Source organism: Nonomuraea sp. CA-143628, assembly GCF_050942315.1.
In the GTDB taxonomy this organism is placed as follows: domain Bacteria; phylum Actinomycetota; class Actinomycetes; order Streptosporangiales; family Streptosporangiaceae; genus Nonomuraea.
Genome location: NZ_CP192072.1, coordinates 13,265,025 through 13,280,482, shown reverse-complemented (window position 1 = coordinate 13,280,482; position 15,458 = coordinate 13,265,025). Strand labels below are relative to the sequence as shown.

Below are 15,458 nucleotides of genomic sequence, written 5' to 3'. Positions count from 1 at the left end.
GTCCGGATCTGTGGGGGCGGGCAGGTGAGACTCCTGCCCGCTACCCGGCAACGCCGCCTCGGAGTAGGGGTTGTCGTTACTCACCTTCGGCCGGGAGTGGGACTTGACGATGTCGAGGGTGGCCAGCAAGTCGGTGACGGCACGAGAGGTCATCGAAGTGCCGTTGTCGGAGTGGATGACCTTGGGCGCGATGCCGCCGTTGGCGCGGATCGTGTTCTCCATGAACTCAGCGGCCAGTTCCCCGGCCTCGCGCAGGTGCACCTCCCAGTGCACGACGTGCCGCGAGAAGATGTCGATCATCACGTAGAGGTCGTAGTACTGCCGGTCGGCGGGGCCATGAAGCTTGGTGATGTCCCAGGAGAAGATCTCGTTGGGGGCACGGGCCACCAGGTAGGGCTTCTTTCGGGCCTCGTGGCGGGCCTGGGCGCGGCGTTCACGGACCTGGTCGCGCTCACGCAGCAGCCGGTACATGGTGGAGACCGACGCCAGGTAGATGCCCTCGTCCAACAGCCCGGCCCAGACTTGGCGGGGCGCCTTGTCGACGAATCGGGCGCTGTTGAGCACACCGATCAGCTCCTCGCGCTCGACCTCGGACAGCTTGTTGGGTGGCGCGGGACGTGGCACCGGCTCGCGCTGGAGCGGCTCGGCCAGGCTGCGGTAGTAGGAGCCGCGAGGGATGCCGGCCAGCACGCACGAGCGGCTGATCGGCAGCACTGCGGCGAGCAGATCGAGCGTTTCGCGCCGGCACGTGGTCACGAAGGCTCGTTCTCCGCGCTCTCGGAGATCATTTCCAAGAGCGCGAAACCTTTCCCATGATGTCCAAGGCGGCCTCGGTCTGGGCGAGTTTCTTCTCGACCTTGGCCTTCTGGTTGGTCAGTGCCGCGTTCTCCTTGCGCAGCCGCTCCAGCTCCAGTTGCTCGGGCGTCTTGCGGACACGCTGAGCGGCAGCCGGACTCCCACTAGAGGTCAGTTCGCCATTGTCGCGCTGGCGCCGCCACAGATCGATGCTGGTGCTGTACAGGCCTTCCCGGCGCAGCACCCGGCCCTTCTCACCCTCGGGGGCGGCCTCGTACTCCGCGACGATCCGCAGCTTGTACTCGGTCGAGAAGTGCCGTCGCTTGGGCCGGTCGCCTCGGGGGCCGTCGCCGGATTGAAGGTCGTGGCTGGTCATGGTCACTGCGCGTCGTACCCGTTCTCGCCCTGCTCATGTCAGTTAAGGAACTTGGTCCCCATTTGTCTCACTTGAGCTTGGCACAGAGGGCGTACGCGAGGACGCTTACGAAAGGTTCCGGAACTCCATCTGGCCGGTCAGGTGAGGCGCCCCGACTACGGCCAGGGCTTACAGCGGTAGTGAGCGGCGTGGGTGGCGATGGGACGGCCCCTGTTGTGGTCGGGAACCCCGTACCAGTTCGACCGCCATCATGACTTGCCTGGTGGTTGGGGTTGACTCCCGGATGGCGGTGTACGACGGCCCAGAGCGATCGAGTCTGGAGGGTTGACGGCTACGTCGAGTCGTAGTCCCCTCATGGTGAATGTTCTCGAATTCTTCTCCATCGGAGGCAGGTATGAGGGTTACGTTCCTCGGTTCGACCTCGCAGAACGGCGGCTCGCCCACACTGTGGGCAACAGACCGGGGCAGTCTTGTGGTGCGCGGCTACCGCGTCACCGACTCGCAGGCGCTCGCCGACCTGGGGGAGGTGCCTTCCGGGGAGGCCGACATCGAGATCCCGCTGGAGTTGCTTAGCTTCTACCAGGCCCCCACCGCCCACGACGCCGCCACGCCCGCGACGGCCGACGAAGGCGCCGGTGAGGGGCGTTGACCCTGGTTTCCGGCGACGCGTTCGGGGATCTGTTCAGGTCATTCGAGCACACCGCGTTCCGGCTGGAGCCTCGGGAGCGCTACAACTCCCCGGGCGAGCACGAGCCGATCCGCAAGTTCCTCGCTGGCGAGCCCGACGACCTGGCGTGGAATCGGTCCTGGCTCGACCTCATGGCCGAACACGCGGCCAAGGGCAAGTTCGTCCATCGCGTGCGAGTCGTCTCCGTCCCGCTGTCGGACTACTCCCGCTTCGGCCTGTGGTGTGCGGAGTTCGCCATCCACGCCGGCGAGGACATCCGCTATCTGAACCGGGCGCAGGCGGCCGGTCTGCCGGAGCTCGACTATTGGCTGTTCGACTCCAGGTGGGCCGCTCGGCTGAAATTCGACGAGGATGACGTACTGCTCGGTGCTGAGATCGTCACCGACCCGGCCACCGTGATCGAGCTGGCGGCAGCTCGAGACGACGCTTGGCATCGGGCGGTCACTCGTGAACAGTTCCTCGCCGACTTGGCACGAGAGTAGGACGGCTGAGTAGAAAAGGGGGCGTGACCAGCCTCCAGCAAGCCAGAGAGTCGCTCGGCAACAAACTGCGCACCCTGCGTGCGTCCGCGGGCCTGACCGGCCGTGAACTGGCCGAGCGTCTCTCCTGGCCTGCCTCGAAGATCTCGAAGCTGGAGACGGGGAAGCAGACCCCTACCGAGGCCGACGTCACCGGCTGGGTTGGCGCGACGACCGGCGACGAGCAGGACAGAGCCTCGGTGCTCGCCATGCTGCGCACGATGGAGTCTGCGCACGCGGAGTGGCAGCGGCTTTTGAGCGGGGGCACCCGGCATCATCAGGGCACCTGGGCCGATATGGAGCGGCGCGCTACTCGTCTTCGGGTCTTCGAGCCCGCCTTCATTCCCGGGCTGCTCCAGACAGCGGGATACGCCCGTCACCGGCTGGCTCAGGCCATCACGGTATTCGGCATTACGAACGACATCGACGACGCCGTTCGCGCCCGGCTGGCCCGGCAGGAGATCCTCTACGACTCCCGGAAACGCTTCCATTTCGTGATCACCGAGGCCGTTCTCCGGTACAGGCTGTGCCCGCCGGAGCTGATGCTGCCCCAGCTCGATCGGCTGGTGGCCGCCTCCACGCTGCCCAATGTGCGGCTCGGCGTCATCCCGTTCGGCACACCGTTCGTCATCGCTCCTGGGTGCGGCTTCTGGATCTTCGATGACCGTCAGGTGCTCGTGGAGATCTTCTCGGCCGAGTTGACGTTGACCCAGGCCCAAGAGATCGACCTGCACGAGAAGGTCTTCGGGGCGATGGCCTCCGTCGCGGCCTACGGCGCCAGCGCCCGCGCGGTCATCACCCAGGTGATGGAGGAACTCCGTTCGGCGCTACCCGACGACGATGACGAAAGCGGCACGACGTCGTAGCTCGATGTTTCGCCTAACCTCTCCTGACCGGTCAGATTCGAGAAATCTCTAGAACTTTCCTCGCCGTTCCCCTCGCGCCCGTGTCACGCTGACAGCGCCATCGACGGTCCTGACCTGGAGATTGTCGTGAGTTCAGCATTCGTCCCCTTGTTGCCTGAGGAAGCCGTGGCCGCGCTCCCGGAGCGGGCCCGTGAGGTCGTCGAGTACCGGAAGTCGGGGCTGTCCCTCAATCACGTGCAGGGCTGCTCGCTCGGGTGCGCGTACTGCATCCGGCACACCTACGGGCTCTGGGACGCACGCCGGCCCGGGGCCCTAATGAGCGACAGTGCGGCGGTCGAGCAGCTCGTCAGCCATCGGTACTTCCGGCCGCACGACACTCCGTTGCAGGTCTTCAACCGGGCCACCGACCCGTTCCTGCCGGGCGTCCGTGACCACCTGTTCGCCGTGCTAGAGAACCTCGACCACCGCGGGCTCACGAACCCCGTGCTGGTGATCACCCGCGCTCATGTGGACGTCCGCGACTGCGAGCGGCTCAACGCCTTGATGAACGTGAAGGTGACGCTGCTGTTCACGTACTCGGGGATCGACGACAAGCGGATCGAGCCGCACCCCTCGGGCATCGCCGTACGCTCCATGCGGCTTGCCACGACGTACGGGCCACGCCGCTATCGGACGATCTTCTACTGGCGGCCCCTGGTGCCCGGCCTGAACGACACCGCGGCCCACCTGGCGCGGGCCGCGAGTCTGTCCAAATGGGCAGACGCCACGGTGTTCACCGGCTTGTTCTACCGGGACGAGATCGCGGACTACTACCGGGCCAACGGCCTGCCCGAGCCGTATCAGGAGACCACGCGCCGCAAGATTGTCCCTGAGACGCTGGAGGAACGCATCCTTGCGGCGTTCGCCCGTCGGCCATCGAATGCGCCGCCGCTGTTCCGCAAGACTTCGTGCGCCGTCTCGTACGCCCACGGGCTGCCGGACTACAACGGCCACTACGGCATCAACGAGCTGTGCGACATCTGCCCGGCCGCCCAGCTCGATCGATGCGCCCAGGTTCATCGAGCGCCGACCGTTCGCCAACTCCAGGAGGCCGCAGCCGTCCTGCCCGAAGCGGCCGGCATGCGCGTCATCGAGGTCACGAAGCGGGCAGCGCAGGTTGAGGGGCTGCCGTCCGAGCAGCCGCGCTACTACCTCCAGCACAGGTTCGGCTTCCAGATCCACGACGCCGCACACCCCCATCGGCAACAACGGCATGGCCGAGCCGAGATCGGATGGGAGAACGCGAATGGCTGACATCAACGGTCAGGTCCCATGGACGGAGTTCCGCTACGCGGTCGCGGACGTCGAAGGCAACGGTCAGCAGCCTCCAGATCTCGTTGAGCTGGCCATCGTCCTGATCGACCAGGGCACGGTGGGAGAGCCGCTGACGTGGCTGGTGAAACCTCCGAGGCCGATCACACCGCTGGCCTGCCGCATCCACGGCATTTCCAACCGGCAGGTGGCGTCTGACCCGCCTGCCGCCGAGTACGCCGCGGACATCATGGCGGTCTTCGATGGCGCCATTTTCGTGGCGCACAACGCTCACGTAGATCTCAGCGTGCTGGCCCGGGAACTGCCCGGCTTCCAGCCTGCCGAGGTCATCGACACCCTGAAGCTGGCCCGCCGCCTTGTGCCCGGACGCCCCTCGTACAAGCTGAGCACGCTCGCGAAGGAACTCAAGCTCGCTGCGGACATGCCCGCCGGCCTGAAGGTCCACCGGGCGGCCTACGACGCTCTCGTGTGCGCTCGCCTCCTCGCCTACCTGGCTGGCGATGCGGACCCGCTGCCGTTGGCCACCCTCCTGACCGAAGTAAAAATGACCTCCTCCGAAGGACCGACCGATGACGCAGCTCAGACCCTTTTCTGATCACCAACGTGGCCTGTTCATCAGCATCGACGGCCCCTCCGGCGCCGGGAAGTCGACCATCGTCGCGCACCTGTCGCAACTGCTGGTGGCCGATGGCGAGCACGTCCACACCACCGCCGAACCGTCCAACGGAGTCCTCGGCAAGATCGCCCGCGAAATGACCGAAACCGTCACCGGCCCCGCACTGGCCTGCCTGTACGCCGCAGACCGCTACCACCACCTTGAGACCGAGATCAAACCTCACTTGGACGCCGGCGAAATCGTCCTCTGTGACAGATACGTGCCGTCGGCCCTGGTCATGCAGCGCTTCGACGGAGTGGACCCGACATTCCTGTGGGGCCTGAACTCCCTGGCCGACCGGCCGGACTTAGCCGTGGTCCTCGAAGGTGCACCCGAACTGATCGCAACACGGCTGGCGGAGCGCGGAGCGCACAACCGGTTCCAGCTCACCCCCAGCTCCAGCCATGCCGAGGCCCACTTTTACCGGCAGGCATGTGAGCGGCTCATCCAAGCCGGATACGACGTCCTACGCATCGATATCAACTCGGACGACGCGCACCAGATCGCGGTCACGATCAGGAACCGGCTCAAAGACTTCTTCACCGCGCCCGACGACCAGCCACTGAGGACCGCCGCATGGTGACACCTCGAACCCCAATCCGCCCCTTCCCCTCTGAAGGTCTCAGCTTATGGACTCCCGCAGCGCAACCCCGGTGACCTCGACCGGCCCAGGAATCCCCGGCGACGCCCCGTCGATCGCCCGTGTCTACGACGCCGCGACCAAGGGGAAGGACAACCGGGCCAGCGACCGGGACGTGGTCAAGGCGATGACGGAGATCGCCCCAGAGCTCCCGGAGGCGACCCTCGCGAACCTGGAGTTCGTCCCACGCGGCGTTGAGGCAGCCTCCAAGCTGGGCGTCACGCAGTGGCTGAACCTCGGCTGCGGTCTGCCGCAGGTGGGCGAGGAAACCACGCTGGAGACGGCCCGCCGCATTCACCCGGACGCCCGGGTGGCGTACGTGGACAACGATCCCTCCGTCGCCATCTTCGGGCGTGCGCTGCTCGTGGTGGAGGACGGCGCGATGGTTTTGGAGGCGGACGCGCGGGACGTGGACACGGTGCTTGCACACGTTCGCGGCCTCCTCGACCTTGACCAGCGTGTGGGGATCGTGGCCACGGCGCTGGCGCACTTCTGGCCGGACGTGCAGAAGCCGGGAGACATCTTGCACCGGTACATGGCAGCGTTCCCCGGCGGCTACCTCGTTTTCAGCCACGCCCGGAGCGACCTCCTGACCGCTGACGAGCTCGACCGGCTTCTCACTGCGTACAAGCGAACCGCCGACATCTACCCGCGCCCGCTCTCCCGGATCCGGGAGATGTTCCTCAACGGCCTGCCTCTCCTGGAGCCCGGCCTTGTGGAGGCGTCGAGGTGGCGGCCCACTGACCCGCTTCCGCGCAACGTCGGGAAAGCGCATTTCGTTGCCGCGGTGGCCTCCTTCGGCTCGTGCGCGGAGCACGAGGGCGAGGAGAGCGCGACATGAGGCACCGGCGGCGCAACCGCGTGACATCCCAGCACTCCGGCGGCAAGGACGAGTACCCCGACGACGAGAAGGGCACCCGCTGGGCGGCCGAACTGCAGAACGAGTACGGCAAGATCGTGTTCGTGCTGTGGGAGGTCGCGGGCAAGCACCTCACCGCGTTCTACAAGGGCCCCACGCCGGAGGGCATCTGGGTCAAGGGCCGCACCCCGCAGGAGCTACGGCAGGGCGTCTCCGCGAGGCTCGGTGAACTGCGGCTCGCGGCGTTCCCCATGCAGAACCACCCCGTCATCAACGAGATACTTCCCGGCCTCAGTAGAAGGCACGGGTGACAAGACGAGACGCGGCCAGGCAGGCGGCCCCGTGCGCAGTCGGGGATGCAACGCCGCGTCTTGGCGCGGCCGGCCAGGGGCGGCTCATCCATGGCTGGCCGCGCACTCCGGCGCGGACCCAAGTCCAGAATCCGAGCACCGTCGTGGTCCGTGCCGCCTACAACTCGCAGCCCGCGCGGGATACCCGTCCGTTGTGGGCTGCGAGCTTCACCCCCCGGCCGTCATCCCTTCCCCAACGCGCCGCACCCCCTGGCGCTGCCCAACCCGCGGCCGGGACCGAGGGAGGCGGATCTAGGCGGCCGTCTGGCCGCCTCCCTCACCCTCTCTGGGCGTACAACGCCCGGATTCTCCACGCGAAGGTCATGCCATGGACGCCGGTATCGCACTCGCTGCCATCTTCACCCTCGGCACCCGCAAGGAGGACCTTCCGCCCTCCAGCGACGGCGCTGATCACCCTCCCGTTACTGCTCTCCCCACGGCCCCAGACACTGAGACCCGCGTGGAGAGAGCAGACGATGACCAGAGCCCGCCGACCGCAGGCGGCTGAACCCGAGGACCCCATTTTCGATTCGTGCTCCGCCCGTCCAAGGGCAACGGCTACGAGGAGACAGGGCACGGCATCTACCGCACGGCGGTCGCCGCCTACGTCGCCCTCGTGAATCAGCACCGGACAGAGCACCGGCGCCGCAGAGAGACGCCGGAGTACGACTCGCTCCTCGAGCGGCGTGGCTAACCTCCGCCGCGGGTGACAACAACCACCATCGACCATCCATCCAGTACGACCAAGAAGGGACCACTCGTGACCGACGTGACCAACGACGACCACGCTCGCGCCGCTGAACTCACTGATGGAGATATAGAAAAGCAGGCGGCGGTCCTGCGTGACGCCATGGTCGAGAAGATCGCGATCCGGCACCAGGCGCTGGGCTTGGTGTTGCCGGCTGAGGTGGAGCAGGCGATGCGGACGGTGCCCCGTCACCTGTTCACGGGCGACGTCGACCTGCAAGCCGCCTACGAGGACACCGCGGTCGTCACCAAGCTCAACGAGCGCGGCGCCTCCATGAGCTCGGTGTCGGCGCCCTGGCTGCAGGCGGTGATGCTGGGCCAAGCCGGACTCAAGCCCGGCGACCGAGTGCTGGAAGTGGGGTCCGGCGGCTACAACGCGGCCTTGATCCGGGAGGTCGTCGGGCCGATGGGTTCGGTGACCACGATCGACATCGACCCTGAGGTCACCGACCGCGCCCAGCGGTTCCTGGCGGATGCCGGGTACGGCGACGTGGAGGTGATCTGCGCGGACGCCGAGTTCGAGATTGAGCCGCCCCGCACGTTCAACGCGATCATCATCACAGTCGGCTCCTGGGACGTTCCCCCGGCCTGGCCCTCCCAGCTCGCCGAGGGCGGCAAGCTGGTCGTCCCGCTGCGCACCTGGGGCATGACCAGGTCCTGGGTCCTGGAACATCAGGGCGGCGCCCTGGTGAGCCGAGATCGTCAGGTGTGCGGCTTCGTCGCGATGCAAGGCGTGGGAGCCCACAAGGGCACCGCGACCCCACTGCTCGACGCTGACAGTGATCACACAGTCGGGCTGTGGCGGGACGAAAAAGACACCGTCGACGCGGCGGCGCTATCTGGGGTGCTGGACCTGCCGCGCGTGGAGGTGTGGACCGGCATCAAGGTGGGTGCCGGAATCCGGTACAGCGATCAGGACCTATGGCTCGCCACGACCCTGCCCGGCTTCAGCTTGATCACCGCGTCACAGAAAGCGCTCGACGACGGCATCGTGGCGCTGCCATGGCAGTACGGCACACCAGCGTTCGTGGACGGTCCGAACCTGGCCTACCGCCCCAAGCCCCGCCCCATCGACCGCGACGTCTTCGAGTTCGGAGCGTTCGCGCACGGCCCGCAAGCCGAGCAGTCCGCGCGGCGGTTGGCCGACCAGATCGACGCGTGGAACCTGGCCGGTCGGCCGGAACCCCGCCTGTCGGTCCACCCGGCGGGCACACCGGACGACGAACTACCAGATGGGCACGTCCTGGACAAGGTTCACACCCGTCTCGTGATCTCCTGGCCGCCGGCCAGGTAGCCCCACCTTCCCGATCGAAAGGATCCGGTACATGGAGCCGCACGAGTTCACCCTTGACGTCCGCTTCTTGAAGGTCGCACCCGTGTCCATCGGACTCGACTCCGACGACTGCACCAGCGACGGCTGCGGCGAGACCCCCGGCAGCGCCGGCATCGCCAACTGCTAACCCCTCCCCGGTGTTCCCGGCCAATCCACATGGCCGGGAACACCCCCTCCAGAATGGAGGAACGGCCAGATGCATCGCTTCCGAGCCGTGGACGCCGCCGTCGTTCGCATCGCTGCCTACCCGAAAGACTTGGCTCTGCCGCCATGGCCCAACCTCACCGGGACCAATGCTCGCGAGGCTGCCAACTGGATCTGCGAGGTCTGGCCGATGCCAGGGGTAGGCGACGCTGTCTCGATCGCCAGCCCTGATCTGGCTCGCGTCCTCACCGCAATGTGTGAGAACCCGAACGCCTTCCGGCCGCGTCAGACCCATCGCGCGGCCGAGGCACTGATGCGTTATCTCCTACGGTGGACGAGTCGGGCCACACCGTTCGGCCTGTTCGCTGGAATCGCTCCCGTCGCCCTGGCCGCCACTGCCTCGGTCGCGTTCGGCGATCGGCATACCGCCGTACACCGGCCGGATTCGGTGTGGCTCGCCGAGAAGATCAGTGCGCTGGAAGACGATCCGGCTGTGCTGCGAGTGCTGCCGGTCCAGGCGAACAACCTGGGGTTCGCGCGGGGCGCAGACTGGGTGCTGCCCTACTCGCCCAGCGCTGATGGGACGCTGTCGGAGGTGGCCGTGCGCTACACCAGGGCGGTCCGCATGGCCCTGGAGGAGGCGCCCACCCCGGTCGTCTTCGGTGATCTGCTGGCGAAGCTGGCCGCCGAGTCTCCGCAGGCACCGGTCACGGTCATCGAGGACATGCTCACCGAACTGGTGCGCTTACGGATCCTGCTCACCAGCGCGCGACCGCCGATGACCGTCACCGACCCCCTCGCCCACATCACCGCCCAACTGCAGGGCCCGGCCGCCACTTCTTCTGCCCTCGATCCGGGTTCCCGGCTGGCGGTCAGTCTGCGGCTGGACTGCTCGATCAGCGTGCCTCCCCCGGTGATCGAGGAGGTCGAGGCGGCCGCCGCGATTCTGATTCGGCTGGCCCCCAGGCAGCCCGCGTGGCATGCCTACCACACCGCGTTCGTCGACCGTTACGGCCCAGGAGCCCAAGTAGGAATCCGGGAACTTCTGGACCCTGATCGCGGGCTCGGCTATCCCGCCGGGTTCCGCGGCTCGCTCGCCACCCACGACCCCACGCCGACCCGCAGAGACGCCGCGCTTGCGGTTCTTGCCCACAAGGCCGCCCTGAGCGGATACGCCGAACTGGTCCTCACTGATGACATGGTGGCCGAGCTGGAGACGGGCGGCGGGGCCGGGCCGGCCCCGCACACCGAGGTGCGGGTCGCCGTCAGCGCCCCAACTCCCGCCGCGTTGGACGCTGGGGACTTCACCCTCACTGTGGTGTGCGCGTCGCGGCACGCCGGCACCTCGGCGGGCCGGTTCCTGCATCTTCTGCCCGCTCCGGACCGGGAGCGGATCATCGGTGCCTACCGTCGCCTCCCGACCAGCACGGTCGGCGCGATGGCCGTGCAGTTGTCGGTCCCCCCGCTGCGGGCGCGCACGGACGGCCTGGCTCGCACTCCGGACGTGTTGCCGGTGCTGTCGCTGGGAGAACATCGCCATCCGCGCGATTCAGCGGTCGATCTCGACGACCTGGCGATCAGCGCCGATGCTCGCCGCCTGATCCTGGTGTCGCTCACGCGTGGCCGCGCCGTGGAGCCGTTGATGTTGAACGCGACCAACCTGCATCACAGCGCCCACCCCCTGGCCCGGTTCCTGTGTGAAGTCAGCACCGCGACCTCGACACCCTGCACCACCTTCAAGTGGGGTCGTATCGCCGACCGGTTCGCCTTCCTTCCACGCGTCCGGTACGGCCGGACGATCCTCAGCCCAGCTCGGTGGAACCTCACCGCCCCGGACCTGCCCGCAGCAGCAGCCACCACCCAGGAATGGGCCGAGCAGTTCCAGGAGCACCAGCGCGCACGCCATATCCCGGACGCGGTGCGGTTCGGCGACGATGACGTCCTGATCCGGCTGGACCTGACCCAGGCCGCACACCTGACGCTGCTGCGCCGCCACCTGGACCGCACCGGCCGAGCCAGGCTGATTGAGGATGTGAGCGACGACGCCTGGCTCGGCGGACGCCCCCACGAGATCGTCGTTCCCCTCGCCTCCACCACCCCGCCCCGACGCTTGATGCGACCTGTGCGGCCCGAGCGGATGCACCATGGTCCCGGCCATCTGCCCGGGGACTCACCGTGGCTGCAGGCGAAACTGTTCGCGCACCCGGCGAGGCAGACTGAACTGCTCACCACCCATCTGCCGGACCTGCTCACTGGCTGGGAGCATGGCGGCCGCGATGACTGGTGGTTCATCCGCTACGACACCCCCGAACCGCACCTGCGGCTCCGGCTGCGCCTGCACGACAGCGACCAGTACGGACCCGCCGCCCGGTCGCTCGGGCAGTGGGCGCGCGCCGTCCACAGTGCCGGGTTGCTCCGTGATCTCTGCCTGGACACCTACCGGCCCGAGGTCGGCCGTTTCGGCACCGGCCCGGCCCTGACCGCCGCCGAAGTCGTGTTCGCCGCAGACTCCGCAATCGCGGTCGCGCAGTTACGCACTGCGGCCAACGCCCAAGCCGCGACGGCGGCCAGCCTGCTCGACCTCGCGACTGGGTTCATGGGCATCGACGGCTTGGCATGGCTTGTGGAGCACCTCACCCATGGCGGGCCCCGAGCGCTCGATCGCGCCACAGTGGAGCAGGCCCGGCACCCAGCAGTCCTTGCGTCCGGCCTGATCGAGCGGCGGCGTACGGCGCTGGCCACCTACCGGGCATTCCTTGGTGCAGACGACGTGGACGCCGTTCTGGGTGATCTGCTGCACCTGCACCACACCCGCGTGATCGGGATCGACGCCGATTCGGAGCGCACCTGCCTGCGGCTCGCGCGGACCCTGGCCCAGAGCTTGATCGCACGAGAAGGAAGGAGAGGCTCATCGACCTCCACGAGCGCGCCCGCCACCGTGCCGACGCGATAGCCCGCCAACTCCAGACACCTTCTCCGGCCGGCCCGCTCCAGTCGCTCAGCGGCGGAGCCACCGGGATCGCGCTCCTGCACATCGAACGCGCCACTACAGGCAGCGCCGGATGGCAGGAGGCACACGACTGGCTGAGCGCAGCGACCCGCGACGACCTCATCGCTGGGACGGGCGCCTGCCTTTACCACGGGGCGCCCGCACTCGCTTTTGCCCTCCACCCCGCCCCTCATCCCGGGTACCGACCCGCACAGGCCATCCTGGACGAGGCGGTCGCGGCCCTCACCCACGAACGGCTCGCCGCCGCCTCCCATCGGCTCGCACGCGGCGAACGGCCCGCCCTGGCCGAATTCGATCTGATCAGCGGCCTGACCGGTCTCGGCGCGCATCTGTGGCGGCACGACCCCGGCGGCGACCTGATCAAGGACGTGCTGGCCTACCTCGTCCGGCTCACCAACCCGATCGATGGTCTGCCAGGCTGGTGGACGCTGTCCTCGGCTCAGCGCGGCGCGGCCGCCCCGCCTGGTGGGCACGGCAACAACGGGATGGCTCACGGCATTGCCGGACCCTTGACTCTCCTGGCTCTCACCGCCAGAGCCGACCTGACAGTGCCGGGCCAGATGGAGGCCATCGGAAGGATCTGCGCCTGGCTGGACGACTGGGAGCAGGAACACGGCGGCGCCCCCTGGTGGCCCGAAACGATCAGCCTCGCGGAGCTCCAGCAAGGCCAGAGCGCCCATTCTGAGCCGCGCCGCCCTTCCTGGTGCTACGGCACGCCCGGCCTGGCCCGTGCCCAGCAACTGGCGGCTCTCGCCACCGGCGACATCGCCCGCCAGGCCACTGCTGAGTACGCCCTGACCGGCTGCCTCAACGACCCGCACCAACGACGGCGGATCATCGATCGTGGCCTGTGCCACGGTGCGGCGGGAGTGTTCATGACCGTGGTCGCCTTCGCCGCCGACGCCATCGCTCCCCGCCGTCTGCCGATCCTCGGCGTCATCAACCTGCTGCTGGACGGTCCTGCCGCGACCAGCACACCCCCGGGATTTCTGACCGGACACGCCGGTTACGGGCTCGCCCTCCACACCCTTGCCGACGACGCGCCTCCCACCACCACCTGGGATGCCTGCCTTCTGCTCCGCTGACCGGGAGAGGGTGATTCACATCTCCGCCCACGACACGCCCCCGCGCTCTGGATGGGACACATGCCTGCTCATCACCTGACAACTATGCCAACGTCACGCCTGGCCGACGCCGTGCTGGCGGTCTTGACCGACACCCCCGTGGAGGTGGCGGCCGCCGCGCTCAACATGCGTGTCGAAGACCTCGCCGACGCGGTCGAGAGCTACCAGACGGCCGGATACCGGGCGCTGGAGGACCGTGTCGCCGATCACGGCTGGTACCACCTCCGCCTCCACTTCCCCGACTGGGAAACCGCCGAGCAGGCCGCCGCCACCGCGCTCGGCCCGAGCCTGGATCACCTCCACGACATCGGACTGATCAACGCGTGGTGGTTCATCCGCAAGCATCCCGCCTGGCGGCTACGGTTGCGCCCGGCCGGCGGCGTAACCCCCGAGGTGAGGTCCGCGATCCACGCTGTCCTAAACGACCTCGCGGTATCGTGGGTGATCTCCCGATGGCGGCCCGGTATGTACGAGCCGGAAAACGCCTCGTTCGGCGGCGCGGTCGGAACTGAGATCGCCCACGACCTGTTCCACGCCGACAGCCACCACATGCTCCACTACCTGCGGCAACCCACCCATGAGGTCGGCCGTAGAGAAGTGTCAATGCTGCTGTGCTCCACATTGTTGAGCGCGGCCAGGCTAGACCGGTTCGAGCGCGGCGACCTCTGGAGCCGCGTCGCCGAGCTACGTCCCCTCCCTGCCGACACGCCACCCGGCCGCCTGGAGGCCATGGCGGACACGATCCGCCCGCTGGTGTCCGCCCCTATCGGCTCGGCCGACCCGGAAGGGCTGTGCGCCTTCGCGGCGCCCTGGACCGAGGCGTTCCGCCACACCGGGCAACTGCTCAGCGAGGCCGCAACAGCGGGCCACCTGGACCGAGGCGTCCGCCATGTCCTCACCCACTTGGTGATCTTCCACTGGAACCGTCTCGGCCTGTCTGCCACCACGCAGGCCATCCTCAGCCGCGCAGCACGCGACGCCTTACTCCCCAGGAACTGACTATGGCCCCCGCAGACCTCGAACCGCCGGGGCCGACATCGGCGCCATCCCGGTCCCGCTGATGACTGATCTCCTCGCGGCCGTACGAACGAGCGAGACGGCGATAGAGGCGGGCCTGGCCGCGCCCGGCAAAGCCATCAAGGGGCATGCGCCCGTCTAAGAGCCACCCCTGGCCGTGGCGTCGTTATTCAACAACGTTCCTCCCCGATAGCAGTTCCGCTGCCATCACGCTGTCGCCCTTCCCCCTGTGACCGGCTTTCCCGGCCTCCGAGTACTACGGCGACTCCGCCACGATCTGGCCTCTTCAGCGGGCGTCGCGCCTGCCCGCCGCCCGGCCGGCTGCCGGACGGGAAGGGCGATGCCAGATCGCTTCCCACGTTCACTGAGGATCTCTTCGACGGCTTACGGCAGGGTCAGGTTCGTCACCGTTGGTGATCGCCGGGGGCGTAGCGGCTCCAAGGGCCGGCAGCTTGGGCGGCGATCTGAGCAGCGCTCTCGTTGTTGTAGCCGAGCATGCGGGCGACAACGGGGGCTGGAGCTTGAAGGACGAGTTGGCGGATTGGGGCTCCGGGACCCTACTGACGGGTAGCTACGTTTAGGGCTGAGCCGCAGGTCAACTGGGGTGTCCGGTGTTGGCCAGTGGGCGTTGATCTCGGTTTGGGGGTACTGGCCGGTAGTGGCTTGGCCGCGTCCGTACCGTCACGATTCGTGGCTGTCGAGTATCTTTCGGACGAGCAGGTTCGGCGGTACATGCCCGGTCAGCTCGACGCCCGCTGCGGGGCGGGGCAGTTCGGTCCAGGCCGTCCCGGGCTTGCGCACGACCGGGGTGGGGACGTTCAGCGCCTTGGCGAGCGAGGGTACGAGCCGGAACCGGGCGGTGTGGTACTGGATGGCGACCTTGCCCTTGGCGGTGCGGCATGGCGAGCCGGCCGGGGCGGCGCAGGAGGACATCGGGCAGCCGGTTCTTCTTCGATCGACCGCATCACCCGCTCACCCTCGTATGGCGCGCTGCCCCGGTACCGCTCAGGGGTTCACGCGTCGCG

The 15,458-nt window shown here is 68.0% G+C and carries 16 protein-coding genes and 1 pseudogene; 14 read left to right on the top strand and 3 right to left on the bottom strand.

Features of this window, described 5'->3' with window-relative positions; all coding sequences use genetic code 11:
* Window positions 1–147: 147 nt before the first annotated feature.
* Together ACQP2T_RS60700 and ACQP2T_RS60695 are read right to left on the bottom strand one after the other, a co-directional pair.
* Window positions 148–471: pseudogene (locus tag ACQP2T_RS60700) on the bottom strand (DDE-type integrase/transposase/recombinase); the annotation flags it as partial.
* A 313-nt stretch (window positions 472–784) separates the two neighbouring features.
* Window positions 785–1,171: a transposase gene (locus ACQP2T_RS60695; protein ID WP_433513679.1), complete on the bottom strand. Its 387-nt coding sequence runs from the start codon at window positions 1,169–1,171 to the stop codon at window positions 785–787.
* A 394-nt stretch (window positions 1,172–1,565) separates the two neighbouring features.
* On the opposite strand from ACQP2T_RS60695, the gene ACQP2T_RS60690 reads away from it, so the two are divergent.
* The 14 genes from ACQP2T_RS60690 (at window position 1,566) to ACQP2T_RS60625 (ending at window position 14,415) form a co-directional block, all read left to right on the top strand.
* The gene (locus ACQP2T_RS60690) at window positions 1,566–1,820 is read left to right on the top strand and encodes a hypothetical protein (RefSeq protein WP_433513678.1); all 255 of its coding nucleotides are present in this window, start codon (window positions 1,566–1,568) and stop codon (window positions 1,818–1,820) included.
* Entirely contained in the window at window positions 1,817–2,341 is a 525-nt protein-coding gene (locus ACQP2T_RS60685) for a DUF6879 family protein (protein ID WP_433513677.1), read from the top strand. The genes ACQP2T_RS60690 and ACQP2T_RS60685 overlap by 4 nt, the downstream gene beginning before the upstream one ends.
* Before the next feature lie 23 nt (window positions 2,342–2,364).
* Window positions 2,365–3,243, top strand: coding sequence for a helix-turn-helix domain-containing protein (locus ACQP2T_RS60680; RefSeq protein ID WP_433513676.1), 879 nt, complete (start codon window positions 2,365–2,367; stop codon window positions 3,241–3,243).
* A gap of 126 nt (window positions 3,244–3,369) precedes the next feature.
* Complete coding sequence (locus tag ACQP2T_RS60675; protein ID WP_433513675.1) at window positions 3,370–4,536, top strand: hypothetical protein; 1,167 nt, start codon at window positions 3,370–3,372, stop codon at window positions 4,534–4,536.
* Window positions 4,529–5,149 carry a 3'-5' exonuclease gene (locus ACQP2T_RS60670; RefSeq protein WP_433513674.1) on the top strand — a complete coding sequence of 207 codons (621 nt, stop codon included), beginning with the start codon at window positions 4,529–4,531 and terminating at the stop codon, window positions 5,147–5,149. The genes ACQP2T_RS60675 and ACQP2T_RS60670 overlap by 8 nt, the downstream gene beginning before the upstream one ends.
* Window positions 5,124–5,792 carry a dTMP kinase gene (tmk, locus tag ACQP2T_RS60665; RefSeq protein WP_433513673.1) on the top strand — a complete coding sequence of 223 codons (669 nt, stop codon included), beginning with the start codon at window positions 5,124–5,126 and terminating at the stop codon, window positions 5,790–5,792. The genes ACQP2T_RS60670 and tmk overlap by 26 nt, the downstream gene beginning before the upstream one ends.
* Window positions 5,793–5,838: 46 nt before the next feature.
* Window positions 5,839–6,690, top strand: a complete 852-nt coding sequence (locus ACQP2T_RS60660; RefSeq protein WP_433513672.1) for an SAM-dependent methyltransferase — start codon at window positions 5,839–5,841, stop codon at window positions 6,688–6,690.
* Window positions 6,687–7,019 (top strand): hypothetical protein, encoded by a 333-nt coding sequence (locus tag ACQP2T_RS60655; protein WP_433513671.1) that lies wholly within the window; start codon window positions 6,687–6,689, stop codon window positions 7,017–7,019. The genes ACQP2T_RS60660 and ACQP2T_RS60655 overlap by 4 nt, the downstream gene beginning before the upstream one ends.
* 571 nt (window positions 7,020–7,590) lie before the next feature.
* Window positions 7,591–7,752: a hypothetical protein gene (locus tag ACQP2T_RS60650; protein WP_433513670.1), complete on the top strand. Its 162-nt coding sequence runs from the start codon at window positions 7,591–7,593 to the stop codon at window positions 7,750–7,752.
* A gap of 66 nt (window positions 7,753–7,818) precedes the next feature.
* Entirely contained in the window at window positions 7,819–9,099 is a 1,281-nt protein-coding gene (fxlM, locus tag ACQP2T_RS60645; protein ID WP_433513669.1) for a methyltransferase, FxLD system, read from the top strand.
* 31 nt (window positions 9,100–9,130) lie between these two features.
* Entirely contained in the window at window positions 9,131–9,265 is a 135-nt protein-coding gene (gene fxlA, locus ACQP2T_RS60640; RefSeq protein WP_433513668.1) for an FxLD family lanthipeptide, read from the top strand.
* A gap of 69 nt (window positions 9,266–9,334) precedes the next feature.
* Entirely contained in the window at window positions 9,335–12,235 is a 2,901-nt protein-coding gene (locus ACQP2T_RS60635; RefSeq protein ID WP_433513667.1) for a lantibiotic dehydratase, read from the top strand.
* Complete coding sequence (locus ACQP2T_RS60630; RefSeq protein ID WP_433519991.1) at window positions 12,130–13,377, top strand: lanthionine synthetase C family protein; 1,248 nt, start codon at window positions 12,130–12,132, stop codon at window positions 13,375–13,377. Before ACQP2T_RS60635 ends, ACQP2T_RS60630 begins: the two co-directional genes overlap by 106 nt.
* 84 nt (window positions 13,378–13,461) lie before the next feature.
* Window positions 13,462–14,415: a thiopeptide-type bacteriocin biosynthesis protein gene (locus tag ACQP2T_RS60625; RefSeq protein WP_433513666.1), complete on the top strand. Its 954-nt coding sequence runs from the start codon at window positions 13,462–13,464 to the stop codon at window positions 14,413–14,415.
* A gap of 699 nt (window positions 14,416–15,114) precedes the next feature.
* On the opposite strand, the gene ACQP2T_RS60620 is transcribed toward ACQP2T_RS60625, so the two are convergent.
* Entirely contained in the window at window positions 15,115–15,366 is a 252-nt protein-coding gene (locus ACQP2T_RS60620) for a zinc finger domain-containing protein (protein ID WP_433513665.1), read from the bottom strand.
* Window positions 15,367–15,458 lie beyond the last annotated feature (92 nt).

Bases quoted from the DNA above. Each gene is read 5' to 3' on its own strand.
- ACQP2T_RS60635 (WP_433513667.1), top strand. From the start codon at position 9,335: ATGCATCGCTTCCGAGCCGTGGACGCCGCCGTCGTTCGCATCGCTGCC.
- tmk (WP_433513673.1), top strand. From the start codon at position 5,124: ATGACGCAGCTCAGACCCTTTTCTGATCACCAACGTGGCCTGTTCATC.
- ACQP2T_RS60660 (WP_433513672.1), top strand. From the start codon at position 5,839: ATGGACTCCCGCAGCGCAACCCCGGTGACCTCGACCGGCCCAGGAATC.
- ACQP2T_RS60670 (WP_433513674.1), top strand. From the start codon at position 4,529: ATGGCTGACATCAACGGTCAGGTCCCATGGACGGAGTTCCGCTACGCG.
- ACQP2T_RS60655 (WP_433513671.1), top strand. From the start codon at position 6,687: ATGAGGCACCGGCGGCGCAACCGCGTGACATCCCAGCACTCCGGCGGC.
- ACQP2T_RS60620 (WP_433513665.1), bottom strand. From the start codon at position 15,366: ATGTCCTCCTGCGCCGCCCCGGCCGGCTCGCCATGCCGCACCGCCAAG.
- ACQP2T_RS60695 (WP_433513679.1), bottom strand. From the start codon at position 1,171: ATGACCAGCCACGACCTTCAATCCGGCGACGGCCCCCGAGGCGACCGG.
- ACQP2T_RS60690 (WP_433513678.1), top strand. From the start codon at position 1,566: ATGAGGGTTACGTTCCTCGGTTCGACCTCGCAGAACGGCGGCTCGCCC.
- ACQP2T_RS60625 (WP_433513666.1), top strand. From the start codon at position 13,462: ATGCCAACGTCACGCCTGGCCGACGCCGTGCTGGCGGTCTTGACCGAC.
- fxlA (WP_433513668.1), top strand. From the start codon at position 9,131: ATGGAGCCGCACGAGTTCACCCTTGACGTCCGCTTCTTGAAGGTCGCA.